The organism is Arthrobacter sp. PAMC25564 (assembly GCF_004798705.1).
In the GTDB taxonomy this organism is placed as follows: Bacteria; Actinomycetota; Actinomycetes; order Actinomycetales; family Micrococcaceae; genus Arthrobacter.
Genome location: NZ_CP039290.1, coordinates 1,073,273 through 1,098,919 on the forward strand (window position 1 = coordinate 1,073,273; position 25,647 = coordinate 1,098,919).

The window sequence follows — 25,647 nt, forward strand, 5'->3', positions numbered from 1 at the left end:
TGCAACGCGGGGTCACATCGCGCCCATCCCGACGGGTTTTACCGGCGCGACGTGACCCCGCGTTGCTGCTGGGGCCGGCCGGCGCTCAGTCGTTGAACAGCCCGGCCAGATCATCCGCGGTCAGCGCGCCGCCGGTCAGCGCGTCGCCTTCCATAACGTCCGCGAAGAGCTGGGACTTCCTGGCCTTGAGCGCCATGACCTTCTCCTCGATGGTGTCCTTGGCAACGAGCCGGTAGACCATGACGTTCCTGGCCTGGCCGATCCGGTGCGTCCGGTCCACGGCCTGGGCCTCGGACGCCGGGTTCCACCACGGGTCCAGCAGGAACACATAATCGGCCTCGGTCAGGTTCAGCCCGAAGCCGCCGGCCTTGAGGCTGATCAGGAACACCGGCGCGGCGCCGTTCTTGAACTCATTGACGACGTCGGTCCGGTTGCGGGTGCTGCCGTCCAGGTAGCAGAACTCGATGTTCTCCTCGACCAGCCGATCCCGGACCTTGCCGAGGAAACCGGTGAACTGGCTGAAGATCAGCGCCCGGTGGCCTTCCGCCACGAGGTCCCCCAACTGCTCGAACAGCACATCGAGCTTGCTGGACCGCACCCCGGACAGCGACGGGTCAATCAGGGACGGATCCAGGCTGAGCTGCCGGAGCAGGGTCAGCGACTGGAAGATCGTGAAGCGGTTCTTGTTGACGTCGTCGATCAGGCCCAGGATCTTCTGCCGCTCCCGCTGCAGGTGCGTCTGGTAGACCTTCTGGTGCCGCGGATTGAGCACCACCTCGAGGATCTGCTCCTGCTTGGGCGGCAGGTCGTGGATGACCTGTTCCTTGGTGCGGCGCATCATGAGCGGCCGGACCCGGCGGCGGAGCTTGTCCAGCTGCGCCTTGTCACCGTTTTTCTCCACCGGCTTCTGGTAATACTCGGCGAACCGTTTCGGGCTGGAAAAGAGCCCCGGAGCCACGATGGAGGTGAGCGACCAGAACTCCATCAGGTTGTTCTCCAGCGGGGTGCCCGTGATGGCCAGCTTGAAGGCGGCCGGCAGCTTCCGGGCGCACTGGTAGGCCTTGGACTGGTGGTTCTTGACGAACTGGGCCTCGTCCAGGACCAGGCCGGCCCATTCCCGCGAGGCGTAGGCCTCGTAGTCGATCCGGAACAGCGCATAGGAGGTGATGATGATATCCGCGCCGGCCATCGCCTCGGCCGGGTTGGAGCCGCTCTTGGCGAACGTCTCGCCGATCGCCCGCACCGCCAGGCCGGGCGCGAACCGGGCGGTCTCCGCCTCCCAGTTGCCCACGACGCTGGTGGGGGCGACGACAAGGAAGGGGGCAGCCCCCGGGGCGTCCCCGGCAGCCACCTTGGCGGCGCAGATCAGCGCCAGGGCCTGGACGGTCTTGCCCAGGCCCATGTCGTCGGCCAGCACCCCGCCCAGCCCGTGCCGGTAGAGGAAGCTGAGCCAGTTGAAGCCCTCCAGCTGGTAGGGGCGCAGCTCCGCATGCAGTGTCCCGGGCAGCGGCAGGCCTTTCACACCGCCTTCGAGCAGCCCGCCGACAGCCTCCCGCCAGGCGGCGGCCTGCTCGTCCACGACGCCGAGCTGGGCGAGTTCGTCCCATAGGCCGGCCTGGAAGCGGCTGATCTGCAGCGGCGCGTCCTTGTTGCCGGGGTTGTCCTGAAGGGCGCGGGCTTCATCAATCAGCGCCCGCAGCTGGTGCAGTTCGGGCAGGTCAAGAGAGAAGTAGGCGCCGCTGGGAAGCAGCATCCTGGTCTGCCCGGCGGCGAGGGCGGAGAACAATGCCGCGAAGGAAACCGGCTGGCCCTCCAGGGTGATCACGATGCCAAGGTCGAACCAGTCGCGGCTGTCTGTCGCCTTCGTGGAAATCGCCACCACGGGCGCCTCTGCGGCTTCGCGGTAGTCCGCGATCTCGCCTGCGGTATCCACCGCGACGCCGGGAAGCTCGCGGAGCCGGGGGAGCAGCTCCTCGGTGAAGGCCAGCGTGTCCAGGCCGCTGAGTTCCACGGAGGCCGCGAGGCGCGGAGTCCCCCAGCCGCCGGTGGCCGATTCGCCCAGCGCCGGCACCACGTCCCAGGGCTGCCCGACGTCCTCAAGGATGCGGGCCTCGGCGGGGTCGTCCCGGTAGCCGTGATCGCCGGGATGGCGCCAGAGAGGCTGGGCGGTGACCAGGTTCCCGGTCTTGTAGTGCCATTCCCAGTGCAGCCGGACCCGGTGGTCCGCGCCGTAGTTGGCGAGCAGGGACAGGGTGGGGACGGCCAGGGTGGGCAGTTCCACGGACTCGTCGGAGGCGGTGACCCGGGCGGTCTGCTTGAGCTTGGGGTAGAACCCGGTCAGGAAGCGCCCTTCATCCCGGGCCGGGATGTGCAGGGTGGTCCCGGCGGTCACGAAGGTCAGGAGCTCTTCGCTGAGCCCGCCCTCCAGGGGTGCGAGCGTGATCATCGGGTCCCCGGGCGCGACGCCGGGGAGGGCGTCGCCGTCCGAGGTCAGGAAGATCCCGTGCGCCGGGTGGCCGATGGTCCCCACGGACGCCGGGTCAACCACAACACCCTCGACGGTGATGGTCGGCTCAAGCGCCAGCCCTCCGTCCTTCCCCTGGCCGCCGCCCGCGGGCACGACGGCGCCCGCCGCCTCCGGTCCGGAGGGCGCCGCAGCGCCGAAACGGGTGAGGTTAAGCCCGACGGCAGCAGGCTCTTCGACGACCCGTACCGGTTCCTGGCCGCGGCCGTGAACCAGGGCGACGCCGATCTTCTGCGCCTGGGCAAGCAGGCTCCACAGGTTCTTGCCGGCGTAGGTGTTCAGTCCCAGCCACGGGGCGGTGCCGGCGTGTTGGCGGTTGGCCAAAGCCGTGTGGGAGGCCAGGAATTCCTGCATCCACTCGACGTGGGCCTCATTGCATTCGCGCCGGTAGCTCAGATAGCTCAGGGTGTTCCAGGAGACGTCCCCGCGGATCCATTTGCCCTTGGCGCCCATGATCACGGGCCGCGCCTTGAGCTGGCGCACGCTGCGCAGCGGGTCCCGGCGGCCGGTGTAGGAGAAGTGCGGGGCGGGTTCCTCCACCTCGAACTGGAGTGCCAGCGGGATGCCGCTGGTGGACGCGGTGATGCCGGGGCGGGCAATCAGCGGGCTGAGGGCCTGTTCCCAGTCCGGTACCTCCAGCGTCGCCGCCTGGCGGGACAGCCGCGTGACCTCGGCCGGAGCCAGCAACTGGACCCGGGTCGCCGGATTGTCCTCGGCCGCGAACAGCAACGCCGCCACGTGCTTGCAGTCCTTCCGGACCGGGCAGCTGCACACCCCCACGGTGCAGCTCCAGCCGCCCGCCTTCCGGACCAGCTTCGCTGTCGTCGAATAGGGCACATCCGAGCCGCCGCGCACCTTGCCCAGCATAAGACCGGTCGCGGCGTCGAAGGAGATCCCGGAAACGCGGCTCCCCATGGCGTAGGCCAGTCCGGCCGCAAGCGAGCGGTCGTTAATGGCGGGAGTCTGTATTGCCAGTGCCGCACTCTCGTCCGGATGGGATGGCATGTGCGCGCTACTTTCAGCAGTTGGTCATCTGATCCATCTTAGCGAGCCTGCGGGGGAGCCCGCGGCCAGGGCTCCGCCCCCAAGGTTTGCCTGGCGTTCAACTCCAGCTCAGCCGGGGGACAACCGGGGAACGTAGCTTGAAATGGTTCGGAGCGCCACCCGCATTCAGCAGTGAGGATTCCCCATGAACAACGGCCTTTCCACCAGCACTTCCGGCACGAGCAACGCCCTGGTCCTGAGCAAGGAGAGCATCAACGGCGGCGACGCGGCGGTGGTTGACGCGAATGTCGACGTCGTCAACGCCATGTATGCGGAACTGCTCGACGTTGAGGAAATCGCCGGGAACGCGCTGCGCAGCTACTATGTGGACTTCTACCTGACGCAGTGCCTGGAAGGCGGCTTCGCCCAGTACGTGTTCACGGCGCTCGGGCGTGAGGACGTCGACGCCTTCATCCGCGAGGGGCTCGAAGCCATGGGCGCCGCCGGGCACCTTGATCTCTTCAACCGCACCGTTGCCGCCTTCGATGCCTTGTCCGAGGACGATGCCGACCGTTACCTGGATGGGGACGCCGATCTGGGTGCCGATGCCGGTGCCGAGGTCCCGGAAGCCGTCCAGCAGATGGAAGAGCTCGACGCAGAGTTCGAGTCGCTGCTGGAGACCGAGGACATCACCGCGCTCAACGCTGCCTGGCTCCGGGGCCAGGAGGAACTCCTGCTCCTGGACGCCGAGGAACTCGAGCGGCACATTGCCCAGCGGGTGGCCAGCATCCCCAACCTGGCGGAACGCCAGGCCGAGGCCGAGGAAGACGCGCTGCTGGACGCTCCGGAGTTCGAGCTGATCATCCGGGAGCTGTGCGACGTGGCCGGGCACACGCTGGAGAAGATCAGCATGGGCGACCCCAACTACGTGCACAACGGTGAGACGACCCTGGCATGGCATTTCACCACGGACCAGGGTGAATTCCTCATGCTGGAAGACGATGAAGAAGCCTTTATGATCCACCCGGAGAGCAAGGAGATCGTGGCCGCCCTCGAGTTCGAGTTCGAGGACGACGACGCCTAAGCCCTGGTGATCAGTAGCCTCCGGTTGCGGTGATCATCTCCCCGGACGGAGACACGAGGGACCAGACGCCGCCCACGCCCTGGCCCAGGATGTCGCCGGCGGCCGTGTCCTTGGCGAAGTGGTAGACGGGCATGCCATTGATGGTCAGCTGTTTCTTGCCGTCGGGCGTGGCGATGGTTCCCACGGTGCCGGTGATCCCGGTGACGGCCGGGGCATCAGAGGTGGTGGTGACCGGCGGCCAATTGGTGAGGCAGGCGCCGGTGCAGGCGCTGGTCCCGGAGCCCTTCGTGTCCTTGGCGAAGTAGTAGACGCTCAAGCCCTTGGCGTCGACCACGATCTGGCCCGCCTTGGACGCTGCGGTCATGAGTTCCGCGGCTGCCGGAACAGCGGCCGGAGGGGAACTGGCGGGCGCGCCGGTGGCGGATTCCGTAGCCGCCGCGCTGCTGGGAGCGGGGGCCGACGTTGCGGTGCCGCTGCTGCCGGCGCAGCCGGAGAGTAACGCCGCGAGGGCGAAAGCGGACAGGCCGATGCTGCGGTACTTTTTCATCTGCTGCTCCTTGGCTCCTGCCGGCCAACTCGTCAGACCGGCGCTATCCGATATGACGCCGTGGGGTGAAGAATGGTTCATAGCGAGGGCCCGTCTTCCGTCCGGGTTCCGGGGGAACCCGTTGACTGAACTGATGCCCCGGCGCGTACGTCGTTACGGCAGAAGGAGATCGAGCCGGGAGGTGGCGAATGCCGCTGGACGAAGACGTGGTGGCTGCGATCTACCGCGACCATGGAACGGCCCTGAGGCGCTTCGTTCTCAGCGCCTCCCGGGATCCGCAACTGGCGGATGACATCGTGCAGGAGACGGTGTTGCGTGTCTGGCAGCAGGCTCCGCAGATCACCGGGAGCCTGCGCAGCTATCTCTTCAGGACTGCCCGCAACATCATGATCGACAATTACCGCAAGGCCCAGCGCCGCCCGCGTGAGGCCACGGAACGCGATGTGGCCGATCTTGTGGATGCTGCCGAACGCGTCGACGATCTGCTCAACAGGGTCCTGATGGAGGAGGCGCTGCTCCGGCTCAGCGCGGAGCACCGCGACGTCCTTGTCGCCCTCCACTACCGCCGCTTCACGGTCCAGGAGGCCTCGGTGCAGTTGAATATCCCCACCGGCACCGTGAAATCCCGGGCCTTCTACGCCGTGCGCGCGTTGCGGACGATCCTTGACGAAATGGGGGTGCAGCGGTGACGGCAACGGAACTCCACCAGCTGCTCGGCGCATATCTTCTCGGGGGCCTGGAGCCTGCGGAAGCGGCTGTATTTGAGCAGCATCTGGGCTCCTGCACGGACTGCCGGCAGGAGCTGGACGAATTGGCCAGCCTCCCGGCCCTGCTCGACGCACTTCCGATACCCGACGCCGTCGCGCTCACCGCCGCGGCAGTTGCGGCGGGCCGTGAGGCGGCCCCGGCGGCGGCCGGGACCAGTCCGGTCCCGCGGCGCCTGCTCGATGAACTTGCCGCCCGTCGCAGGAAAGTGCGACGCCGGTGGTCGGCGGCGGCCGCGGCCGCGGCTGCGGCGTGCCTCGCCCTGGGCGTCCTGGCCGGGCCGCTGCTTAGTCCGCTTCCTAAACCGGACGCCAGCTACTCGGTCCAGGCCAGCAACGGACTCCAGGTCACCGTGGGCCTCGTCAGGAAGGCCTGGGGGACCGAACTGGCGGTTGATGGCCGGAGCCTGCCTGCGGAGGGGACGTTCTCGCTGTGGGTGAAGGCCCGCGACGGTGGAGAAGACCGTGCCTGTTCCTGGACGGCAACCCCTTCCGGCAAGGTCAGGATCACCGGAGCCACGCCCCTGCAGCTCTCGAGCATCACCAGCGTCGAGATGCGGAACGGGCAGCAGCAGACCGTGGCCGTCATCGCCGTGCCGAACGGGTAGCGCGGCCGCGGGGTGCCTACATCCTGGCGAGTTTGGACCGCACGACCATGAAGATGCCGTAGCAGATCAGTCCGGCGCCGACGGCGGCCAGCAAGTAGAAGCCAAACGGCTGCTCGCGCAGGGCCTTCAGGCCGCCGTCGAGCCCGGTTGATTCCTCGGGGTGCGCCGTCACGGTGGCGACGATGATCAGCAGGCCGACGAGGAACAATACGATGCCCTTGGCTGCGTAGCCGGCCACACCAAGCACCTTTACCGCCTTGCGCGCCGTCTCCGGGGACGGCAGCCGGAGATATTTGGTGAACGACTGCCGGAAGCCGCGGATGGCGTAGACGATTCCGGTGACAGCCACCGCGGCGCCGAGGAGCAGCAGGAGGAGGAAGCCTCCCGGGGCCTGCATGAGCGCCGCGGTCAGGTCGCTCGTGGAGCGGCGGTGGTCGGAGCGGGCACCGATGGCGAAGGACATGAGCGTCGCGGCGATTCCGGCATACACCACGGCCTGGAGCGCGGCCTTGAGTTTCTTCCCGACCTTCTTCCTGGTGGGAAGGTGCTCGAAATCGAAGATGGCGTCGCTGGCCTGCCAGAGGGCCAAGGCGACGCAGGCCGCGAAGGAGCTCCAGAGCAGCACCGGTCCGGCGGGCTGGACAGCGAGCTCCTCGACGGCGCCGCTGACGTCTGCCTGGCCCTGACCGCCCATGGCAAGCCGGATGGCGACCAGCCCGATCAGCAGGTGCAGGATGCCGCTCACGGCAAACCCGGCCCGGGCCACAACCTCGAGCGGCTTCGAGTTGGTGACGTCCTCGGCGATTTCCGCCGCGTCTTTGATTTCCTTCTTGATGATCAAACCCTCGCGTGACTCGGTTGTCCTAACAGGCGTTACCGCCCCGCACCTGCCTCTTCGGCAATCGTGCCACGCGGGAGCGCCCGGGAACAGGCCCCGGCAGCCGAGGCTCAGCGGCCCCGGCAGCCGAGGTTCAGCGGCGCCGGTAGCTGAGGTCGAAGATGAGGCGGCCGGCCTCGTGCGCCTTGTTCTCGAAGCTCGTCAGGATCCGTCCCTCGAACCGCGGGGCCCATCCGCCCGTCTCGTCGATGCCTTCGTTGGGGCCGGTCTGGTCGGTGCTGACCGGTGCGCGGCCTTCCTTCACGGGCGCGCCGCCCACGAGGGACTCGACGCCAGATTCCCACACCCGGGTCAGCGGACTTTCGGTGCCGCCGCGTTCGCCTTCATGCAGATTCTCGAAATCGGGCGAGCCGGCCAGGACCTCGCGGACATGGACGGCGTAATTGGACCAGTCCGTCGCGATCCGCCAGACGCCGCCGGGCTTGAGCGCCCTCGCGGCGAGTTCGGCGAAGGCCGGCTGGATGAGGCGGCGCTTGTGGTGTCGGGATTTGTGCCACGGATCGGGGAAGAAGACCCACAGTTCCGTGACCGAAGCCGCCGGCAGCATGGTGGCGAGTACCTCCGGGGCATTCGCCTCGACCACACGGACGTTGCCCAGCTTGCGGCTGTTGATCTTGATCAGGGTGTTCGCCAGGCCCGGCGTGTAGACCTCAACGGCCAGGAAGTCCGTGTCCGGGTTCTGCTCCGCGGCATGGCACACGGCGTCACCGAGGCCGGACCCGATCTCCACGATCAGCGGGGCGTTGCGGCCGAATTCGGCTTTGGCGTCAAACACATAGTCCGGATGCACGGAGGTGTTGGCGACGTGGCGGGGAACCTCGACGGCCCAGCGGTCGGAGTGCTCCTCCCAGGCGGCCTGCCGCCGGCCCTGCAGCCGGGTCCCGCGGCGCACGAAGCTGACAGGCCGGCCGCCGTAGGTCCCGAAGGAGGCCTGGCTTCCGGGGGTGACCGGGCGCGACGGCTGCGGCGTCTGGGGGGATTCTGGGGATTCACTCATCCTTTCCAGAATAGAGGAGATTACCGGGGCGGACGGCGTGGGGGGAAGGCGAGGGGGCGGCCGGTCCGGAGAGGACCGTTGACCCGGCGGCGTTCACGGAATCATCAGGAACCCCCCGCCTTTGGCCCCCAGAACCAGAATGCCGGCAATTTGGAGCGCGAGGATGGACAACGCCAGGATGCCGATGACCCGGGTATTCGTCCACCCGTCTGATCGAACGACGGCAGTGATGCCCAGGATCACGCAGGCCAGGCCGAGGGGAGCCGGCAGGCTCCACAAGACTGCGGGCGCAACCCAATCCTGCGGGCCGCGGCCCGCGTCCGCCCGGGTAAACAGCGCGGCAAGGAGACTGGCCGGCATGGTCACAGTAAAGCTTTGGGCCATCAGGGCGCCGCACACGAGACTTACTATGCCGGCGCCGAGGCCCCGTGCCGGAGGTGGAGCGGTCGGCGGCGTTGGCGGGTGTTGCTGGAGGCTCATTGTTCCCCCTGTCTATTGGGCAATGCCTATTAGGCAGTGTCTATTGGGCAGTGCGGGTGGTCGTGCTTGTTTGGCCAGCGTAGGTGCGGACCGGGGGCCATCTCGACGCGCCTGCGCCGTATGTGGATAAATCCCGTCCGCGCCTCCGCCGTGCCGGTGGGTGCCTGCCAGAATGGGTCAGTGACCTTACCGAAGAGCGCCTCTGACTCCGCTGCCAGCAGCCCCGCCGTCGCCGGCCTGGCCCCGGGGCGCCGCAGCCCCCTGGTGGACGCGGAGATCGACGACGTTCCCGCGGCGGAGCCCACCCGCGTCGGAAGCCGTCGCGGGCTGGCCTACCTGGGCGTGTGCCTGGTCCTCATCGGTTTGAACCTCCGCACCGTGTTTTCCAGTTTCTCCGCCGTGCTTCCCGAGGTGACGGCCGACGCCGGGCTGCCGGGCTGGGCGGTGGTGGTCCTCACTACGGTGCCGGTGACGCTGCTCGGTCTGTTCGCTCCGCTCGCCCCCGTGCTGGCGCGCCGCTTCGGGGCCGAGCGCGTGCTGCTCGGCGCCATGGCGGTGCTCACGGCAGGGCTCCTGCTGCGGCCGCTCGACGCAGCCGGGGCCGGACACCTTCCTGCGCTGCTGGCAGGAACGGCCGCGTGCGGCGCCGCGATCTCGCTGTGCAATGTGCTGCTGCCGGGCCTCGTGAAACGGGACTTTCCGCACCGCCTGGGCCTCATGGGGGGCCTGTACACCACGGCGATCTGCGCTTCAGCGGCCCTCGGTGCCGGCTTCACCTATCCCGTCTTTGCCGCGACGGGGGAGTGGACGGCGGCGCTGTGGTTCTGGGCGGTGCCGCCTGGCGTCGTTCTGCTGCTGTTCCTGCCGCTGGCCATCCGGCAGCACCACGGCCGGCACCAGCAGGCGGCCGGCGGCGTCAATGTGTGGCGTTCGGCCGTCGCCTGGCAGGTGACCATCTTCATGGTGCTCCAGGCGATGATGTCCTTCAGCGTGTTTGCGTGGCTGGCGCCGATCCTGCGCGAGCGCGGGGTTGACGGCGGCACGGCGGGGCTGATCGTCTCGGCCTCGATCGGGCTGCAGATGCTGGGATCGCTGTTCGCCCCGGCCCTGGCCACGCGGTTCCGGGACCAGCGCGCCATCAATACGGTGGTGGCGCTGATGACCGGCGGCGGCTTCGCCCTGAGCATCTTCGGCCCGCTGCCGCTGGTCTGGCTGTGGACCGGGCTGCTGGGCCTGGGGCAGGGGAGCCTGACGGCGGTGGCGCTGACCATGATCATGGTCCGCACCCGCGACGGGCATACGGCAGCGCACCTGTCCGGCATGATGCAGGGCGTGGGCTACGGGCTGGGTTCCACCGGGACCCTCGTGGTGGGCCAGCTGCATCAAGCCACGGGGTCCTTCGCCGCGGCGGCCGTGCTGTTCCTGGTGGTTGGCTCCCTGGCCGCCGTCTTCGGTTACCGCGCCGGACGGAACCGCTTCGTCGGCGGCTGACTCCCGCAGGTGCGCCCGGGCCGCCGGCTGTGGCATGCTTCCCCTCTAGCCTTCAACGCATCCACTATCGATCAGGCCCCGCCCGTGCCCCGTTCCTCCCCGTCGTTGGCCCCGGAATCAGCCGGGATCTTCCACCGCAGCTACCTGCTGGTGACCCTTGGCGCGTGCGCCCTGGTGTTCCTGGCAGCGTTCGAATCCCTCGCGGTGACCACCATCATGCCGCTGGTGAGCCGGGAACTCGACGGCGCCAGCCTCTATGCGCTGGCCTTCGCCGGCCCGCTCGCCACCGGCGTCATCGGGATGGTCGCGGCCGGGAACTGGTCGGACCGGCGCGGACCGGTCGCTCCCCTGTATGCGTCCGTGGCTATGTTCGTCGTGGGGCTGCTGATCGCCGGAACAGCGGTGAACATGCCGGCGCTGGTGTCGGGCCGGCTGGTGCAGGGGCTGGGGGGCGGCGCCATGACGGTGGCGCTGTACGTGGTCGTGGCCAGGGTTTATCCGGCAGTGCTGCACCCGAAGATCTTCGCCGCCTTCGCCGCGGCCTGGGTGGTTCCGTCCCTCGTGGGCCCCTTCGCCGCCGGTGTCGTGGCGCAGTTGGCCAGCTGGCACTGGGTCTTCCTTGGTGTGGTCGGGCTCGTGGTGCCGGCCATGCTGATGATCGTTCCGGCCGTGCGGGGGCTGCATGCCGGCTCCGAAGACGTGCGGCCCGAGACCCGCTGGGACTACGGCCGGCTGGCCTGGGCCGTGCTCGCCGCGCTCGCCGTGCTCGGCCTGAACCTCTCGGCGGAGCTTCCGGTGGCCGGCGGTGCGCTGGCGGCAGCCGCCGTCGTGGTGGCGCTCGTGGCCGTCCGTCCCCTCGTCCCGCGCGGAACCCTGATTGCCCGGCACGGACTGCCCAGCGTCATCCTCACCCGCGGGCTGGTCGCAGCGGCGTTTTTCGGGGCCGAGGTCTACCTTCCGTACCTGCTGGTGGAACGGTACGCCTTCCAGCCCACCTTCGCGGGCCTCACCCTGACCGGAGGCGCCGTCGCCTGGGCCTGCGCCTCGGCCGTCCAGGGCAGGCTCGGTCCCCGGCTCGATCACCGGCTGGGTGTTCGCCGGCGGCGGCATGGGCCTGATGTATCCGCGCCTGAGCGTCATGACCCTGGCCCTGTCCACCAAGGAGACTGAAGGCTTCAACAGCTCCGCCATGTCCATCTCCGATTCCCTCGGCGGCGCGCTGGCACTCGCCGCCACCGGGATCATCTTTGCCGCATTTGCCGCGACCGCGAAGGCGGCCGCCACAACGGCGGCCGCCTTCGCCGGGGTCTTTGCCCTCGCTACGGTCATCGGGATCGCCGCCGTGGCGGTCGCCCCCAGGGTTGCCTCGCGGCAGCGGGATTAGCCTCGATTTTTCATGATGCTCGTTGATGGCCGCTGGTTTGTGGCCGTGGCTGGTGGGCGGTTGTTTTCTGTTTTCGGGCAGTCTGGTGTGGCCCGTCGGTTCGCTTCGGGGTTGGCGCCGGTTCCACTTCCGGTGATCGTGCTGTTCGTTGGGACAGGATGAGGTCCACGATCAGCCGGTGGAAGGAACGAGCCCTTTGCTGAGGCGGGCGGTGTTCTCCAGAAGCAGTTTCAGGAGGTCTTTCTCGGGCGCTGTTTCCGGGAGCAGGAGCTGGTGGCGGCGGGCGCGGGTGATGATTTTCCCGGCGGTCGCGAAGAGCCGGTAGCGCCAGCGTTTGATGTCCCAGGCTTTGGCGTGGTGGCCGTCCGGGAGGGCGGCGAGCTGGAGCCAGGAGACCAGGTTGAGGGCCAGGGTGGCGATGTTTGCCCAGGCCTGGTTCGCGGCGAAATCGAAGAACGGCAGCTTGCCCAGGCCGGTGTTTTTCAGGGTTTTGATCCGGTTCTCGCACCGGCCGCGGGCGCGGTGTCTGGCGTCGAGGAAGGGTCCGTGCCAGCGTGGGGAGTTGGTCAGGAACGCGGTGATCCGGTGCCCGTCGACGTCGAGCAGGGTCGGCTGCGCGCCGGGGTGCAGCGGCTCGGCGCGGAGGAACAGGTTGGTGCCCGGCGGGTAATCGGTGAGCGGGATGACGTCGGTGGCGTTGATGACCCACGCATCGTTCCGGTCGTTCCCGTGCTGGTCCAGGGCCAGCTGCCAGTGCTCTTTGTCGTTGATCCAGTCGATCATGTGCGCTTTGCCCAAGGGCAGCGCGAAGCTGGTGGAGAACTGCACGCCCAGGCTGTGCAGGTGCCAGAGGAATTTCCGCGAGGCGCCGGCACCGTCGGTGCGGACCAGGACCTTTTCCCCGGCCAGGGCCCCGGCCTCGGTGAAGAAGCTCTCGGGCAGTTGGGCTGCGGCGGTGTGGAAGACCCGGATGTGGTCCTCGGCGCTGTTCGCCCCGGCGTTGCCCGGCCTCAGCATTGCGGCGAGGATTTCCCCGGAACCGTTGCCGCCGCCGTAGTCGACGCTGGCGATGAACGGGGCGAACCCGTAGCCGCCCTTGTAGGTTCCGGCGACGTTCTCCTTATCCGAATGCGAGGTCACCAGGGTCGCGTCGAGGTCGATGATGAGCGGGTCCGCAGCCGTCGCGGCCAGTGCCGGGTTCCGGTCCCCGGCCGCGTCCCAGGCCCGCGTGCGCAGTTCCCGGGTAAGGGTCTCGAATCCGTAGCCGAACAGCTCCGGGTTCGCCACGGTGCGTTCGAAGAACCGGGAGACGGTCGCGTTCGAGGGCAGCTGACCAAAGACGCCGGGTGAGGAACGCAGGATGTCCAGATCGGAGGCGTGTTCGCCTCCGGCGGCGAGCATGGCGGCCAAAGAACCAACCAGCCGGCCAGGCCGGTGTTTCGCGCCAGAGGGAACAAACTGGCCCAGCCTGTCCTCACACAGCCTGCCGAAACCCAGCGCGTCCATGAAGCCGGTGAGCACCGAAACCCGGGCGTGGGAGATCAGCGACTGGCCGGTGAAACTGACCGGCGGGGACGGAAAAACAGCGGTAGACTTCTGCATCGAAAGGGTGCTCCCTCGCTCGGCAAATAACGGTCTCGACAACCACTATTTTCCCAGTTCAGAGCACCCTTTCCCTGATTAACACGCCATCCCGCCGGACCCGCCATGAAAACCTTGGGTTAGCGCCCGGCGGCCGTGGCCCTTGCCGCCGTCGCCTTTTCCCTGGTTGACACTGCCGCCCATTCCGCCATCCGGGCCTGCTGGAGGGGCGTCTGGCGGTTGAAGTACCAAGCGATGCCCAGCAGCAGGAACCACACCGGAGCCACCACCAGCGCGAGCCGGGTGTCATCGGCCTGGGCCAGGGCCACCAGCATAAAGATGAAGAACGCCAGCACCACATAGGGCATGAAGCCGGAGCCCGGCATCTTGAACTTCGAGGCGGCATGGAGTTCGGGCCTCCGCCGGCGGAACACGATGTAGCTGACGAGGATCATCGACCAGACAAACATCGTCAGCACCGACGCAACCGAGGTGACGATGGTGAAGGCGCCGATGACGGAATCGCCGGAGTAGAGCAGGACGAGTCCGGACAGCAGGAAGATGCAGGAGAACAGCAGGGCGTTCTGCGGGACCTTGCGCGGGCTCAGCTTCCCGAAGGCCTTCGGTGCGTTCCCGTCCTGGGCCAGGCCGTAGACCATGCGCGAGGTGGAGTAGATGCCGGAGTTGGCGCTGGATGCGGCGGAGGTCAGCACGACGAGGTTGATCACCACGGCGGCGATGCCCAGCCCTGCGAGGGTAAACATGCCGATGAACGGGCTGCTGGCGGGGTCGATGCTGTGCCACGGGTTCACCGCCATGATGACGACCAATGCCCCTACATAGAAGAGCAGGACGCGGATGGGGATGGAGTTGATGGCCCGGGGCAGGTTCCTTTCCGGGTTCTTGGTTTCCGCTGCTGCAGTGCCCACCAGTTCGATCCCGGCGAAGGCGAAGATGGCGATCTGGAAGCCGAGGATGAAGCCGAACATCCCGTGCGGGAACATGCCGCCGTCGTTCCAGATGTTGGCCAGGCTGGCCACCGCGCCGTTGGGGGAGGTGAAGTGGGTCGCGATCATGACCACGCCGGTGGCGATCAGGGCGAGGATCGCCACTACCTTGATGATGGCGAACCAGAACTCGGCCTCGCCGAAGGCCTTGACGCTGGGCAGGTTCAGCACGATCAGCACGGCCGGGGTGATGAGGGCCGGGATCCACAGGGGTGTACCCGGTGCGAGCTTGTCCACGTAGCCGGAGATGGCAACGATGTCGGCGACGCCGGTGACCACCCAAAAGAACCAGTATGACCAGCCGGTGAAGAATCCGGCCCACGGACCCAGCAGGTCTCCGGCGAAGTCGCTGAAGGATTTGTAGTTCAGGTTGGAGAGCAGGATCTCACCCATGGCGCGCATGACGAAAAACAGCATGGAGCCGATGATCATGTAGACGAAGATGACCGAGGGGCCGGCCAGCGAGATCGTCTTGCCGGAGCCCATGAACAGGCCGGTTCCGATGGCGCCGCCGATGGCGAGCAGCTGGATATGGCGGTTGCCAAGCGCCCGGGCGAGATGCGGTTCCTGGCGGTGTCCCCCGGTGCCGGTTTGCAGGGCGGTGGTCTCGGCTACCGAAATTGTGCGTTCAGACATAAGGCTTCTTTCCTTGTCACAGCTGGCGGCGGGCGGTAATGGTGGTGCCGTACCGGCCGCGCGGCTCCGTCGCAAATGTGACGGAGCTAACAGTCGGGGCTGGTGGATTAAGACTAGGGGCAGGATTCCGGCCCGCTGCCGATGCTTCGCGGGGTGGACCCAGGGGATCCACCGGCTGGCTCCCGGGGCGGGCGCCGTCGTTGAGCCGGGACTCTGCTGCCCCGCGGAAGATTGTTTTGCGGTGTCAGCCCGGGGTTTGCCGTGACGGCAGGGCGCCCTGCCCGGTGCCTCGTGGGGGTGTTCAGGGCCGAAGGAGAGCCGAACGGCTGCTCGACAAACGTCGAGTGCCGGTGCCTCAATCGTCGTCCGGTGTCCGACGTCGGTCCGCCCGGGCGCATGTCCGCCGCGGCCCGGCCGGCATGCATCTGCCGCCCTTATACTTCTGCCCATGACAGACGGGCCGAAAGTACTGCTGGTGGAAGACGATGCCAGCCTGGCTGCCATGCTGGAGGAGCTGCTGCGGGGCGAGGGCTACACGGTGGTGATGGCCCATGACGGGCAGCGGGCCCTGCACGAGGGGCTCAGCCAGCCGTTCGACGTCCTCCTGATGGATCGGGGCTTGCCGGGCATGGAGGGCCTGGACGTTCTGGCGCGGCTCCGCAGCCGGGGAGTGGCCACTCCGGCACTGATACTGTCCGCGCTGAGTAACCCCGCGGACAGGGTTGAGGGCCTGGACCGGGGCGCGGAAGACTATCTGGGCAAGCCGTTCGACGTCGACGAGCTCCTCGCCAGACTCCGGTCCCTGTTGCGGCGGCACACCGCGTCCTCCGACGCCGTGCCCGTTCCCGGCGGCATGCTGGACGTCAGCGGCCGCACGGTCACACTGGGGAGCGGGGCCGTCATCGTCCTGTCCGAACGGGAAAGCGAACTGTTGGCACTGCTGGCCCGCCGCCCCCAGCAGATCTTCACGAGGGAGGGCCTGATGGATGCGGTGTTCCCGGAAGCCGACGACGACGGCGTCGTGGACACCTACGTGCATTACCTGCGGAAGAAGCTGGCCAAGTCCGCGGTGCTCACCGTCCGGGGTGTCGGCTACCGGCTGGGGGCGCTCCTGTGAGCACCCGGGAACGGTCCGAACTGAGGGGCGCCGTGGTCCGGCTGGCCCTCCAGTTCACGGCGCTCATCCTTGTCCTGCTCGCCCTGATGGGCGGCCTGATGTACTCCGTCGTGGCGGCCCGCGCCGATGAATCAGACAACCGGAAACTCGAGGGGGCCACGCTGGTGGACGCACCACGCGACGCCCCGTTGGATGTGTTTGTGGCTATTTCCGGCAATGGCCAGCTCACCGTGTCACGCAACATGCCGGCGGGCCTTCCGGACACGGGCGCCATCGGCCGGGTGCAGTCGTCCCACATCAGCGAACGGGGAACCGTCCAGGTGGCCGGGCGGAGTTACGCGGTCCTCACCGCTTTCCACGACGGGAGGGTCGCACAGGCCGCTGTCGACCGGCATGAAAGCCAGGAGGAGGCGGACCGGCTGATCATGGCCCTGGCCGTTGCCGGCGGGGCGGCCGCCGTGCTGGGGGCGCTCGCATCGGTGTGGATGGCCACGCGCGCGATGCACCCGCTGGCTGAAAGCCTCGCCCTGCAGCGCCGCTTCGTCGCCGATGCCAGCCATGAGTTGCGCACCCCGCTGACGTTGCTCAGCACCAGGGCACAGCTGCTGCGCCGGAAGCTGACCGCGCAGGGCGCTGCGCCGCCGCCGGACGAGATCGCCACCGGTGTGGAGCGGATCGTCCAGGACTCGAAGCTGCTCACCGGCATCCTCGACGATCTGCTGATGTCAGCGGACCCCCGCAGCTCGGCTGACCATGAGCCGGTCAACCTGGCCGATGTTGCGGCCAATGCCGTTGCCCTGGCGGGGGCGGAGGCCCAGAAGCGTTCCATCCGGCTGGAATGCAGTTCCCCTTCGGTGCCCGTCACCGTCCATGGCTCGGCCGTGTCCCTGGGGCGCGTGTGCACGGCACTGATTTCCAACGCGCTGGACCACGCCAACTCCGCCGTCGAGGTGCAGGTCAGCACACGGGGCGGCCACGCGATCGTCCGGGTTGCCGACGACGGCCCAGGCTTCGCCCCCGGCTCAGGCACCAGGGCTTTTGAACGCTTCGCCTCCTCACGGTCCGGGGCCGGTGCAGACGGGGGACCGCGCCACTACGGACTCGGGCTGGCGCTGGTCGCTGAGATCGCCGCCCTTCACGACGGCCGCGTCAGCGTCGAAGAACAACGGCCGGGAGGCGGCGCTGCCATCGTGGTTACCCTGCCGCTGTCCCGAAAGCCAAAGCCTGCTGACAGGAATGTCTAAGAAACGGCAAAGAAACTGCGGGCACTATTGAAGGAGAGGCATTCCCCGCACGGAATGGCGCACCTAGCTAGGAGCAGGCCATGGACATTCGAAGCAACGGCAAACGGTTGGCTGCAGGCATCACCGCCGCAGTAGCCGTGGGCAGCATCGCGGGCGCCGGGGTGGCGTCTGCCGCAGTGTACGCGTCAACCACCGCGAACAAGGCCGCGGCGAGCTACCCGTCCTCCTCTTCCCCGTCCTCGTCCTCTTCCTCGTCCTCGCGTGGAACCGGCAGCGCCGGCAGCAGCGGCAGTTCCCAGGGCAGTGCCCGGCAGGGGAGAAGCTACTCCGGGGTCAGCCCCGTCCAGCCGGGCAGCGGCGGGGTGGTCCATGGGAAATCCTCGGGATCCTGAGATGGCCGCCCGCACATCATGGACCGTCTGGGGTCTCGAAGCCGTGGTGGCCGTGACCGAGCCGGCGGCCCTCGAATCGGCCGAAGGCATGGTCCGGGCCACGGTAGCCGAAATCGACGAGGCCTGCAGCCGGTTCCGGGATGATTCGGAGCTGGCACGGCTGCAGCCCGCGCTCGCCGCCGGGGCCCGGGTGAGCCCGCTGCTCGCCTTGCTGGTTGAAGGCGCACACGACGCTGCCCGCTGGACCGACGGCGACGTCGATCCCACCCTGGGCCGGGACCTGGACGCCCTGGGTTACGACCGGGACATCGTGAGCGTCCGGCTCTTTCCCCCGCGCCAGGCTCCGGAGATTGCGACGCCGGCGGACGCCCGGGCTCTCCCGCGTCCGGCCGGATGGACCCGGGTCAGCATGGACGGGCGTATCCTCACGGTCCCCGACGATCTCCGCCTGGATCTTGGCGCCAGCGCCAAAGCCATCGCCGCGGACCGTGCGGCCAGCCGCGTCCACGCCGGGCTCGGCAGCGGGGTGATGGTTTCGCTGGGCGGTGACCTGGCCACCGCAGGACCCGCGCCCGACGGCGGCTGGCAGGTCCTCGTCCAGGACCTCGAGGTTGACCCGGCCCAGCAACTGACTTTGTCCGCCGGCTTCGGGATGGCCACCTCCAGCACGCAGAAGCGCCGCTGGCAGCGTGACGGAGTGCAATTCCACCACATTCTGGACCCGCGCTTCGGCCTCCCCGCCGAGCCGGTCTGGCGCTCCGTCACCGTCGCGGCCCCCAGCTGCCTGGCGGCGAACGCCTTCAGCACGGCCGGCATCGTCCGGGGATTCGCCGCTGTCGACTGGTTCCGTGCCCTGGGTATCGCAGGCCGCTTCGTTGACCAGCAGGGGCGGACCATCGCCACGGGCGGCTGGCCAAGCGAACAACAAACGACGGCGGGGGTGGGCTTCCATGGATGAAGCCATGTGGGCTTTCGGCCGGGTCAGCGGGTTCATCTCGCTGATCCTGTTCACCGGGTCCGTGCTGCTCGGCATCCTGACCCGTTCAGGCAGGCCGCTCCTGGTCCTGCCACGGTTTTCGATCACCCTCCTGCACCGCAATATCTCAGTGCTGGCCACGGTCTTCCTGGGCCTCCATGTCGGATCGCTGTTGCTGGATTCCTACGCCAGGCTCAACGTCGTCGACGTCCTGGTCCCGTTCCTGGGTTCGTACCGGCCGTTCTGGCAGGGGCTGGGAACGGCAGCCCTTGACCTGGTGCTGGCGATCGTCGTGACAGGACTCCTCCGGCAGCGGATCGGTCAGCGCACGTTCAGGGCCGTCCACTGGCTGAGTTACGCAATGTGGCCCGTTGCCCTGGCCCACGCCATCGGCAACGGCACCGATGGGACCTCCAAATGGTTCCTCGCGCTGGCGGCAGTGTCCGTGCTGGCAGTCGGGGGTGCCGTCCTGTGGCGGGCGTCCTCCGGCTTCCTCGAAACTTCCAAAGCCCGCCAAGGAGGCCTGTTATGAGATCAGCGGATACGGCCCTGCCGGAGACCAGCCGGACCCGGGCTCCGGAGGGCTCCTTCCGGCTCTTCGCCGCCGGAACACATGCCGGCTTCAGGGACCATCTTGAGACCTTCGGGCCGCTGGACGTACGCAGCATTGGTCCGGGGTTCATCGCCGAGCTGGAAAAGTCAGGACTGACAGGCCGGGGCGGTGCTGCCTTCGCCTCCTGGCGGAAACTGGCCGCGACGGCACAAGCCCGTTCGGCGGGCCTCCTTCCGGCGCGTCCGGTGGTCATTGCCAACGGCGCCGAAGGGGAACCGCTCAGCTTCAAGGACCGGACGTTGTTGGCCAATTCCCCGCACCTGGTGATCGACGGGCTGTTGGTGGCGACCCGCGCCGTCGTGGGCTCGGAGATGTACCTCTACGCCACGGCCGCCAGCCTTTCCGGCGTCGGGCAGGCCATCGCCGAACGCCCGGACGCGCGCCGGATACGGCTCGTGGAAGCCCCGGAAACCTTCATCTCTGGTGAGGCCAGCGCCGCGGTCAACGCCATTTCGACCGGCACGGCGTTGCCGTTGGATAAACGACGCCGCCTCAGCGAATCCGGGGTCAAGGGGCGCCCCACCCTGGTCCTGAATGTCGAGACGCTGGCCCACGTGGGCCTGATCGCCCGCTATGGCGCCCCGTGGTTCCGCAGCGTGGGTACGCCCCGCGATCCGGGCACCCGTCTCGTCTCGGTCTCCGGCGCCTGCCAGGACCAGGTACTGGAGGTCGCCGGAAATGCCGCCCTGGGGACAATTCTTCACGACGCCGGAATCGACGCGGCTTCCCTGTCCGCCGTGCTCGTGGGGGGATACCATGGCCGCTGGGTCAAACCGCTTGACTACCAGCTGTCCCCGGCCGGCCCCGTGAACCAGGCCGTCAGGCCCGGCGCCGGAGTCATCCATGCCCTGTCCGTGGAGCAGTGCGGACTGGCGGCGACGGCCCGGATCCTGGACTATCTGGCGGCTGAATCCGCCAGGCAGTGCGGGCCCTGCATGTTCGGCCTGCCGGCCATGGCCGGTGTCCTCAACCGGATCGCTGCCGGGGAACGGAACCCGCAGCTGCCGCGGGAGCTGGACCGGCTGAGCCGGCTCGTCGCCGGCCGGGGTGCCTGCCACCACCCTGACGGGACCATCGGGTTGGTCAGCAGTGCCTTGGAGGTCTTCTCCGCCGACGTCAAGGCCCATCTGGCGGGTACCTGCCTGCGGCAGGACTGGAGGGCGGCATGAGCGGCACCCTGCACATCGACTGGACCAGGTGTGACGGGCGCGGGCTGTGCACGGAACTGCTTCCCAAGCTGCTGGCCCGCGACGACTGGGGCTACCCGGTGCCGCGGAGCAGTTCCGCCAACCGCTCGGATGTTCCAATCGGGCCGGACAGTGCCGAAGCCGCCAAGGAGGCAGTGCAGCTCTGCCCCAAGCTGGCGCTGAGCATCGCGGTCCGGCGGCCTTCATCCGGACGGTGATTGTCCGCCCACCCCTCGCCCCTGCACCGCAGCCCCGACGGTCGCCGTCACGAACCCTGCGGGGGCCTGCCGCAGCCGGGTCTCCCTGCCGAAATTCCGGTGTTCCTCAAGCGCCAGGCCGAAGGCGGCGACGAATTCCGCGGCGCGCTCCCGGGCCGGCGGCGAGTTGTCGATCCCGAAGGTGAGCGGCTCGCCCACGAACTTCGTCGTGGCCCGGGCGTAGCGCATGTACGGTGACCGGGACGTGATCGTCTCGGCGGAGAAGTAGTCAAAGGCAACGACGCTGCCGGGGGCCGTTCGGGCGATCCTCTGCAACGTTCCCTCCACCGCGGCCCGGTCCAGGTACATTGTCACCGCTTCCCAGAGGAAGAAGGCGGGCCTGTCCGGGTCAAAGCCGGAGGCCACGAGCTTTTCGAACCAGTCCCCGGCCCGGAAATCGGCGGGCACATAGGTGGCGAGGTCCGTCGCGAGACCCGCATCTTTCAGCATCTTCAGTTTGAAGGACTGGGTCCGGGGACGATCGATCTCGAAGCACCGCACCTGGTCTTCAGGGGATAAACGGCTGGCGCGGGTGTCGAACCCGGCGCCGAGGATGACGAGCTGCCGGATCCCGGGGAGGTGCCGGCGCAGGGCGGCGTCGTAGAGCGTTGTCCGTGCGGTCTGCTGATGGCGCATCGGTGCCTCACCCTCGTAGGGATAGCGGTAGATCCGCGGAACATAGCCCGTGAGCCGATGGCCCAGCATCGTCGGAATGGTCTCCAGGCCGAAGCCCTGCCGGGAAACATTGGGCATGACCATCATGAGCCGGGCGGCAGGCTCATCCGGCCTGGTCCCCAGCCGGTGCTGCATGTAGCGCGTGTAGAGCGACGCGAGCAGGGTTGCCGATATCCCCGTCCGGTGGCTGTAGAGGAGCAGCTTGGGCACTCCCCAGAGGTAGCCCGCCGTCCCCACCGGGAGCAGCGCCGCCTGGATCACGCGAAACAAGGCGGCCGGCGCTATTCCATTCACGTCCCGCATCCCGCCCGTACTCCTCCGTCCGCCCAGCCATGCCAGCCCATCCCCCTCCGGCCATGCTCCTCCGGCGCGGATCGGGGGTCAACAAACCTCCGTGCGGGAGCCGCGCGGGGGCGTTCGGGAGCCGTCATACGGCCGTGTACGGGGGAGGGCGGCAGCAGATGATAGACTGAGGGAACTTGATGTGCAGTGATGCCCACTTTGGTCTTGATTGACCGGTTCCGGTTCATCAACCGGTTCCCCTGCTGGATTCCTCCCGGAATCCGAGTGCAGGGAGTGGGTTTTTTTCATGTGAGAGGCACATCCTGCGTCGATGAACGCGTTCTATTTGGTCCCGGCCGCCACTGCCGCAAGGTTGGTGGCAGCCCGGTTGATCACCTGACTTTTCTTCGGCGAACCCCTGGGCCAACCGGCATCGGGGGCCGATATCCGCATGGATACCGCCTGAAAGACCTAGAAATACATGACTACTTTTGCTGCCCTCGGCACGCCCAAGGCTCTCGCCGACACCCTGACCGCCCAGGGGATCGAGGAACCGTTCCCGATCCAGGTCAAGACCCTCCCCGATACCCTGGCAGGACGCGACGTCCTCGGCCGCGGCCGCACCGGCTCCGGCAAGACCATCGCCTTCGCCATTCCGCTTGTGGCACGACTCGCCGAGCGGGAGGCCAAGCACTTCCGTAAGCCGGGCCGGCCCATGGGCCTGGTCCTTGCACCCACCCGTGAACTGGCCACCCAGATCAACGCGACCATCGAGCCGATGGCCAAGGCCATGGGCCTGAACACCACCGTGATCTACGGCGGCATCTCCCAGGCCCGCCAGGAAAAGGCACTGCGTGCCGGCGTCGACATCGTCATCGCCTGCCCGGGCCGCCTGGAAGACCTGATCCGCCAGCGCGTCCTGACCCTTGAGGCCGTTGAAATCACCATCCTGGACGAGGCTGACCACATGGCCGACCTCGGCTTCCTGCCGGTCGTCAAGAAGCTCATGGACATGACCCCCAGCCAGGGCCAGCGCCTGCTCTTCTCCGCCACCCTGGACAACGGCGTTGACAAGATCGTCCAGCGTTACCTGTCCAACCCGCTGACCCACTCGGTGGACGATCCGCAGGCCGCGGTGACCACCATGGAACACCACGTGCTCGTCGTCAATGACCAGACCGTCAAGAAGCAGGTCATTGTCGAGCTCGCCTCGGGCGCCGGACGCCGGATGCTGTTCATGCGGACCAAGCACCACGCCCGCAAACTGGCCAAGACCCTGACCGACGCCGGAATCCCCGCCGTCGACCTGCACGGCAACCTCTCGCAGAATGCCCGTGACCGCAACCTCGCAGAGTTCGCCTCCGGTGACGTCCGCGTCATGGTCGCCACCGACGTCGCCGCCCGCGGCGTCCACGTCGACGACGTCGAGCTGGTCATCCATGTGGATCCGCCCACGGAGCACAAGGCCTACCTGCACCGCTCAGGCCGCACCGCCCGCGCAGGCTCGGACGGCACCGTCGTCACGCTGACCCTGCCCGAGCAGCAGTCCGACGTCAAGAAGCTTATGAAGGCTGCAGGCGTCGAGGTCAACTTCGAGCGCGTCACCGCGAGCTCACCGCTGGTGGCCGAACTGGTCGGCGAAATGGCCGACAAGATTGATCCGCGCACCCGCGCCGCACTGCTGGCCGCCAAGTCCAACCAGGGTGGTGGCACCTCCACCGGAGCCAACGCCGAGCGCAAGCGCGCCCGCCGCACCACCCAGGCGGCGCCCACCGCAGGCGGCCGGGGCGGACGTGGCGGACGCGGTCGCGTCGGAGCTGAGGCTCCCCGCACCGATCTTCCCCGTGCCGAGCGCCGCGCCGTGGCCTACGAAGGCCAGGCTGCAGCGCGCAACGCTGCAGAGCGGGTCATCGAGAAGAACGAGGACCGGATGGAAGCCGAGCGCGCCGAACGCCGCAACGCCCGCGGCCGCTCAACGTCCTACGGCACACACCGCAACGATGTACCCGCAGCGGGCGGCCGCGCAGCGGCTGGCCGTGGGTCCGACGGACGCGCCTCCGAAGGACGCGCCGATGCCCGCGGCGCTTCGGCCCCCCGCTCCGGCGCACCCCGCTCGGGTGCTCCCCGCTCGGGTGCTCCCCGCACGGGTGCTCCCCGCACGGGTGCTCCCCGCACGGGTGCAGCAGGCGGCGGCCAGCGCGGCGGGCGTCCGGCGACCGGCCAGCGTGCCGCCGCAGGGGCAAACTCTGCCGGAAGCAAAACCGGAGCAAACACCGCGGTCTGGTCGTCGAACACCGGCGGAACCTCGGGCGGATCGTATGCAGGTGGCGGCAACGGACGCTCCGGCGAAGGCCGTCCGGCCCGCAGCGGCGGCCCGCGCCGCGCTTCAGCCCCGGCGTCGAACGAACGCCGCAGCCGCTAAACCCGCCTAAATCACCATCGAGTGCTCCGTAACGGCCGTTTAGAAGGTTCATAACGGCAGTTCTGGAGCACTCGATGAGGTTTCCGGCCTTACCAGCCGCGGGCGCGCCACTCCTCGAGGTGCGGGCGCTCCGCACCCAGGGTGGTGGGCTTGCCGTGGCCCGGATGCACCACGGTGTCATCCGGGTAGACAGCAAACAGCCGCTCGGTCACGTCTGTGATCAGCTGGGCGAACCGCTCCGGGTCCTTCTGGGTGTTGCCGACGCCGCCCGGGAACAGCGAATCGCCGGAGAAGATGTGCGTGGGGCCTTCCGGGTCCTGGTACACCAGCGCGACCGATCCCGGAGTGTGCCCGCGCAGGTGCACTGCCGTCACCTTGAAGCCGTCGAAGCTCCGGATATCCCCGTGGCCCAGCAGGACATCCACCGGCACCGGCAGCTCCGGGGCGTCTTCCGTACCGGCCGCCGTCTTCGCGCCGGTGGCCTCCACTAGGCCCGGCAGCGCCCGGACATGGTCCCAGTGCTGGTGGGTGGTGGCAATCAGCGCCAGCTCCGGCGTCGCGGAGGTATCGGCGGCCGCGTCTGACAGCAGCCCCTGGATGGCGGGCAGATCGTCGGCCGCGTCGATCAGGAGCTGCGCGCCGGATTGCTTGGCGGTGAGCAGGTATACGTTGTTGTCCATCTCGCTGACCGAAATCCGGCGGATGGTGATGTCACGAAGTGAGTGAATGAGTGAGTCCATGGGGCTTAGTCTAGGTCGCCGTCCAGGCCGCCTTATTCGCGGCCCTCGGAGACCCAGCGGGGGTCCGCGGACCCGGAGCCGACGATGGCGTCCGCCGCGGCGTCGAGCTTCTGCAGTTGCGCGGCGGTGAAGGTGAGCGTCAGGGCGACCAGGTTTTCACCGATCCGATGCGCCTTGCGCGTGCCGGGGATGGGGACAACGGGCAGCCCCAGCTGCCTGCCCGGCGCAAGCAGCCAGGCAAGCGCCACCTGGGCCGGAGTTGCTTCCAGTTCGGCGGCTACCGCCTGGACGGCCGCGACCACACCCTGGTTGGACTCCGCGGCGTCCGCTCCTCGGCCGTCACCTCGGACAGGCCAAGATGCCGCACCTTGCCTTGCTGCACCAGCTCCGCCATGGCCCCCGCGGTTTCCACTATCGGAACGCGGAGGTCACGGCGGTGCAGGTAGTACAGGTCAATGGTGTCGGTGCCCAGCCGTTGCAGGCTGCGGTCCACGGCCTGCGACACGTAGCCCGCGTCGCCCCGGATGTCCGAATAGCCGGTTGGCGGTGTGCCCACCAGGCCAAACTTGGTGGCGAGCTGGACTTCGTCCCGGCGCTTCCTGAGCAGCCGGGCGATCAGCTCCTAGTTGCTGCCCCCGCCGTAGATGTCCGCCGTGTCGATGAAGCTGATGCCGGCATCCACCGCGTGGTGCAGGGTTCTCAGGGCCTCGGCCGGCTCCACCTCATGATGCACTCCGTTCGTTTTATCCCGGAACCC

21 protein-coding genes and 2 pseudogenes are annotated in these 25,647 nt (G+C 68.2%); 13 read left to right on the top strand and 10 right to left on the bottom strand.

Going from position 1 to position 25,647, the window contains the following annotated elements:
• Positions 1–85 precede the first annotated feature (85 nt).
• Complete coding sequence (locus E5206_RS04820) at positions 86–3,529, bottom strand: DEAD/DEAH box helicase (protein ID WP_136321499.1); 3,444 nt, start codon at positions 3,527–3,529, stop codon at positions 86–88.
• Positions 3,530–3,713: 184 nt separating this feature from the next.
• On the opposite strand from E5206_RS04820, the gene E5206_RS04825 reads away from it, so the two are divergent.
• The gene (locus tag E5206_RS04825; RefSeq protein WP_136321500.1) at positions 3,714–4,592 is read left to right on the top strand and encodes a hypothetical protein; all 879 of its coding nucleotides are present in this window, start codon (positions 3,714–3,716) and stop codon (positions 4,590–4,592) included.
• 10 nt (positions 4,593–4,602) lie between these two features.
• Here the strand turns inward: E5206_RS04825 and E5206_RS04830 are convergent, their stop codons facing one another.
• Positions 4,603–5,139, bottom strand: a complete 537-nt coding sequence (locus E5206_RS04830; protein ID WP_136321501.1) for a hypothetical protein — start codon at positions 5,137–5,139, stop codon at positions 4,603–4,605.
• A 188-nt stretch (positions 5,140–5,327) separates the two neighbouring features.
• Here E5206_RS04830 and E5206_RS04835 point away from each other — a divergent pair, with 188 nt between their 5' ends.
• Together E5206_RS04835 and E5206_RS04840 are read left to right on the top strand one after the other, a co-directional pair.
• Positions 5,328–5,828: a sigma-70 family RNA polymerase sigma factor gene (locus tag E5206_RS04835; protein WP_136321502.1), complete on the top strand. Its 501-nt coding sequence runs from the start codon at positions 5,328–5,330 to the stop codon at positions 5,826–5,828.
• Positions 5,825–6,511: a zf-HC2 domain-containing protein gene (locus tag E5206_RS04840; RefSeq protein ID WP_136321503.1), complete on the top strand. Its 687-nt coding sequence runs from the start codon at positions 5,825–5,827 to the stop codon at positions 6,509–6,511. Before E5206_RS04835 ends, E5206_RS04840 begins: the two co-directional genes overlap by 4 nt.
• A gap of 16 nt (positions 6,512–6,527) precedes the next feature.
• On the opposite strand, the gene E5206_RS04845 is transcribed toward E5206_RS04840, so the two are convergent.
• From E5206_RS04845 to E5206_RS04855, 3 genes are all read right to left on the bottom strand, one after another.
• Positions 6,528–7,352, bottom strand: coding sequence for a DUF1206 domain-containing protein (locus tag E5206_RS04845; RefSeq protein WP_240689939.1), 825 nt, complete (start codon positions 7,350–7,352; stop codon positions 6,528–6,530).
• 130 nt (positions 7,353–7,482) lie between these two features.
• Positions 7,483–8,406 carry a tRNA (guanosine(46)-N7)-methyltransferase TrmB gene (trmB, locus tag E5206_RS04850; protein ID WP_136321504.1) on the bottom strand — a complete coding sequence of 308 codons (924 nt, stop codon included), beginning with the start codon at positions 8,404–8,406 and terminating at the stop codon, positions 7,483–7,485.
• 93 nt (positions 8,407–8,499) lie between these two features.
• Positions 8,500–8,805: a hypothetical protein gene (locus E5206_RS04855; protein WP_136321505.1), complete on the bottom strand. Its 306-nt coding sequence runs from the start codon at positions 8,803–8,805 to the stop codon at positions 8,500–8,502.
• 318 nt (positions 8,806–9,123) lie between these two features.
• On the opposite strand from E5206_RS04855, the gene E5206_RS04860 reads away from it, so the two are divergent.
• Together E5206_RS04860 and E5206_RS04865 are read left to right on the top strand one after the other, a co-directional pair.
• On the top strand, positions 9,124–10,377 hold the full coding sequence (locus E5206_RS04860) for an MFS transporter (protein ID WP_240690126.1): 1,254 nt from the start codon (positions 9,124–9,126) through the stop codon (positions 10,375–10,377).
• An 84-nt stretch (positions 10,378–10,461) separates the two neighbouring features.
• A pseudogene (locus E5206_RS04865) lies at positions 10,462–11,761 on the top strand (MFS transporter).
• Positions 11,762–11,932: 171 nt separating this feature from the next.
• Here E5206_RS04865 and E5206_RS04870 read toward each other — a convergent pair.
• Positions 11,933–13,363, bottom strand: a complete 1,431-nt coding sequence (locus E5206_RS04870; protein WP_136321507.1) for an IS1380 family transposase — start codon at positions 13,361–13,363, stop codon at positions 11,933–11,935.
• 119 nt (positions 13,364–13,482) lie between these two features.
• A complete protein-coding gene (locus E5206_RS04875) occupies positions 13,483–14,985 on the bottom strand; it encodes an amino acid permease (protein WP_136321508.1) in 1,503 nt (500 codons plus the stop codon).
• 448 nt (positions 14,986–15,433) lie between these two features.
• Between E5206_RS04875 and E5206_RS04880 the strand changes: the two genes are divergently transcribed.
• The 7 genes from E5206_RS04880 to E5206_RS04910 all read left to right on the top strand — a co-directional run bounded on the left by E5206_RS04880 (position 15,434) and on the right by E5206_RS04910 (position 20,732).
• The gene (locus E5206_RS04880) at positions 15,434–16,102 is read left to right on the top strand and encodes a response regulator transcription factor (RefSeq protein WP_136321509.1); all 669 of its coding nucleotides are present in this window, start codon (positions 15,434–15,436) and stop codon (positions 16,100–16,102) included.
• A complete protein-coding gene (locus E5206_RS04885) occupies positions 16,099–17,346 on the top strand; it encodes a HAMP domain-containing sensor histidine kinase (RefSeq protein ID WP_136321510.1) in 1,248 nt (415 codons plus the stop codon). Before E5206_RS04880 ends, E5206_RS04885 begins: the two co-directional genes overlap by 4 nt.
• Positions 17,347–17,426: 80 nt before the next feature.
• Complete coding sequence (locus tag E5206_RS04890) at positions 17,427–17,738, top strand: hypothetical protein (protein ID WP_136321511.1); 312 nt, start codon at positions 17,427–17,429, stop codon at positions 17,736–17,738.
• A gap of 1 nt (position 17,739) precedes the next feature.
• A complete protein-coding gene (locus tag E5206_RS04895; RefSeq protein WP_240689947.1) occupies positions 17,740–18,696 on the top strand; it encodes an FAD:protein FMN transferase in 957 nt (318 codons plus the stop codon).
• On the top strand, positions 18,689–19,246 hold the full coding sequence (locus tag E5206_RS04900; RefSeq protein ID WP_240689948.1) for a ferric reductase-like transmembrane domain-containing protein: 558 nt from the start codon (positions 18,689–18,691) through the stop codon (positions 19,244–19,246). The genes E5206_RS04895 and E5206_RS04900 overlap by 8 nt, the downstream gene beginning before the upstream one ends.
• Complete coding sequence (locus E5206_RS04905; protein ID WP_136321513.1) at positions 19,243–20,496, top strand: NADH-ubiquinone oxidoreductase-F iron-sulfur binding region domain-containing protein; 1,254 nt, start codon at positions 19,243–19,245, stop codon at positions 20,494–20,496. Before E5206_RS04900 ends, E5206_RS04905 begins: the two co-directional genes overlap by 4 nt.
• Complete coding sequence (locus E5206_RS04910) at positions 20,493–20,732, top strand: ferredoxin (protein WP_136321514.1); 240 nt, start codon at positions 20,493–20,495, stop codon at positions 20,730–20,732. The genes E5206_RS04905 and E5206_RS04910 overlap by 4 nt, the downstream gene beginning before the upstream one ends.
• On the opposite strand, the gene E5206_RS04915 is transcribed toward E5206_RS04910, so the two are convergent.
• Positions 20,718–21,749, bottom strand: coding sequence for an SAM-dependent methyltransferase (locus E5206_RS04915; RefSeq protein WP_136321515.1), 1,032 nt, complete (start codon positions 21,747–21,749; stop codon positions 20,718–20,720). The two genes, E5206_RS04910 and E5206_RS04915, sit on opposite strands and share 15 nt — an antisense overlap.
• A gap of 460 nt (positions 21,750–22,209) precedes the next feature.
• Between E5206_RS04915 and E5206_RS04920 the strand changes: the two genes are divergently transcribed.
• Positions 22,210–24,150 carry a DEAD/DEAH box helicase gene (locus E5206_RS04920; protein WP_136321516.1) on the top strand — a complete coding sequence of 647 codons (1,941 nt, stop codon included), beginning with the start codon at positions 22,210–22,212 and terminating at the stop codon, positions 24,148–24,150.
• 89 nt (positions 24,151–24,239) lie between these two features.
• On the opposite strand, the gene E5206_RS04925 is transcribed toward E5206_RS04920, so the two are convergent.
• Both E5206_RS04925 and E5206_RS04930 read right to left on the bottom strand, forming a co-directional pair.
• On the bottom strand, positions 24,240–24,890 hold the full coding sequence (locus tag E5206_RS04925) for an MBL fold metallo-hydrolase (protein ID WP_136321517.1): 651 nt from the start codon (positions 24,888–24,890) through the stop codon (positions 24,240–24,242).
• Positions 24,891–24,922: 32 nt separating this feature from the next.
• Positions 24,923–25,623 (bottom strand): annotated as a pseudogene (locus E5206_RS04930) (aldo/keto reductase); the annotation flags it as partial.
• Positions 25,624–25,647 lie beyond the last annotated feature (24 nt).

Excerpts from the sequence above, each read along its gene's own strand:
- E5206_RS04820 (WP_136321499.1), bottom strand. The coding sequence starts at position 3,529 with ATGCCATCCCATCCGGACGAGAGTGCGGCACTGGCAATACAGACTCCC.
- E5206_RS04825 (WP_136321500.1), top strand. The coding sequence starts at position 3,714 with ATGAACAACGGCCTTTCCACCAGCACTTCCGGCACGAGCAACGCCCTG.
- E5206_RS04830 (WP_136321501.1), bottom strand. The coding sequence starts at position 5,139 with ATGAAAAAGTACCGCAGCATCGGCCTGTCCGCTTTCGCCCTCGCGGCG.
- E5206_RS04835 (WP_136321502.1), top strand. The coding sequence starts at position 5,328 with ATGCCGCTGGACGAAGACGTGGTGGCTGCGATCTACCGCGACCATGGA.
- trmB (WP_136321504.1), bottom strand. The coding sequence starts at position 8,406 with ATGAGTGAATCCCCAGAATCCCCCCAGACGCCGCAGCCGTCGCGCCCG.
- E5206_RS04870 (WP_136321507.1), bottom strand. The coding sequence starts at position 13,363 with ATGCAGAAGTCTACCGCTGTTTTTCCGTCCCCGCCGGTCAGTTTCACC.
- E5206_RS04875 (WP_136321508.1), bottom strand. The coding sequence starts at position 14,985 with ATGTCTGAACGCACAATTTCGGTAGCCGAGACCACCGCCCTGCAAACC.
- E5206_RS04880 (WP_136321509.1), top strand. The coding sequence starts at position 15,434 with ATGACAGACGGGCCGAAAGTACTGCTGGTGGAAGACGATGCCAGCCTG.
- E5206_RS04890 (WP_136321511.1), top strand. The coding sequence starts at position 17,427 with ATGGACATTCGAAGCAACGGCAAACGGTTGGCTGCAGGCATCACCGCC.
- E5206_RS04895 (WP_240689947.1), top strand. The coding sequence starts at position 17,740 with ATGGCCGCCCGCACATCATGGACCGTCTGGGGTCTCGAAGCCGTGGTG.
- E5206_RS04900 (WP_240689948.1), top strand. The coding sequence starts at position 18,689 with ATGGATGAAGCCATGTGGGCTTTCGGCCGGGTCAGCGGGTTCATCTCG.
- E5206_RS04905 (WP_136321513.1), top strand. The coding sequence starts at position 19,243 with ATGAGATCAGCGGATACGGCCCTGCCGGAGACCAGCCGGACCCGGGCT.
- E5206_RS04910 (WP_136321514.1), top strand. The coding sequence starts at position 20,493 with ATGAGCGGCACCCTGCACATCGACTGGACCAGGTGTGACGGGCGCGGG.
- E5206_RS04915 (WP_136321515.1), bottom strand. The coding sequence starts at position 21,749 with ATGCGGGACGTGAATGGAATAGCGCCGGCCGCCTTGTTTCGCGTGATC.
- E5206_RS04920 (WP_136321516.1), top strand. The coding sequence starts at position 22,210 with ATGACTACTTTTGCTGCCCTCGGCACGCCCAAGGCTCTCGCCGACACC.
- E5206_RS04925 (WP_136321517.1), bottom strand. The coding sequence starts at position 24,890 with ATGGACTCACTCATTCACTCACTTCGTGACATCACCATCCGCCGGATT.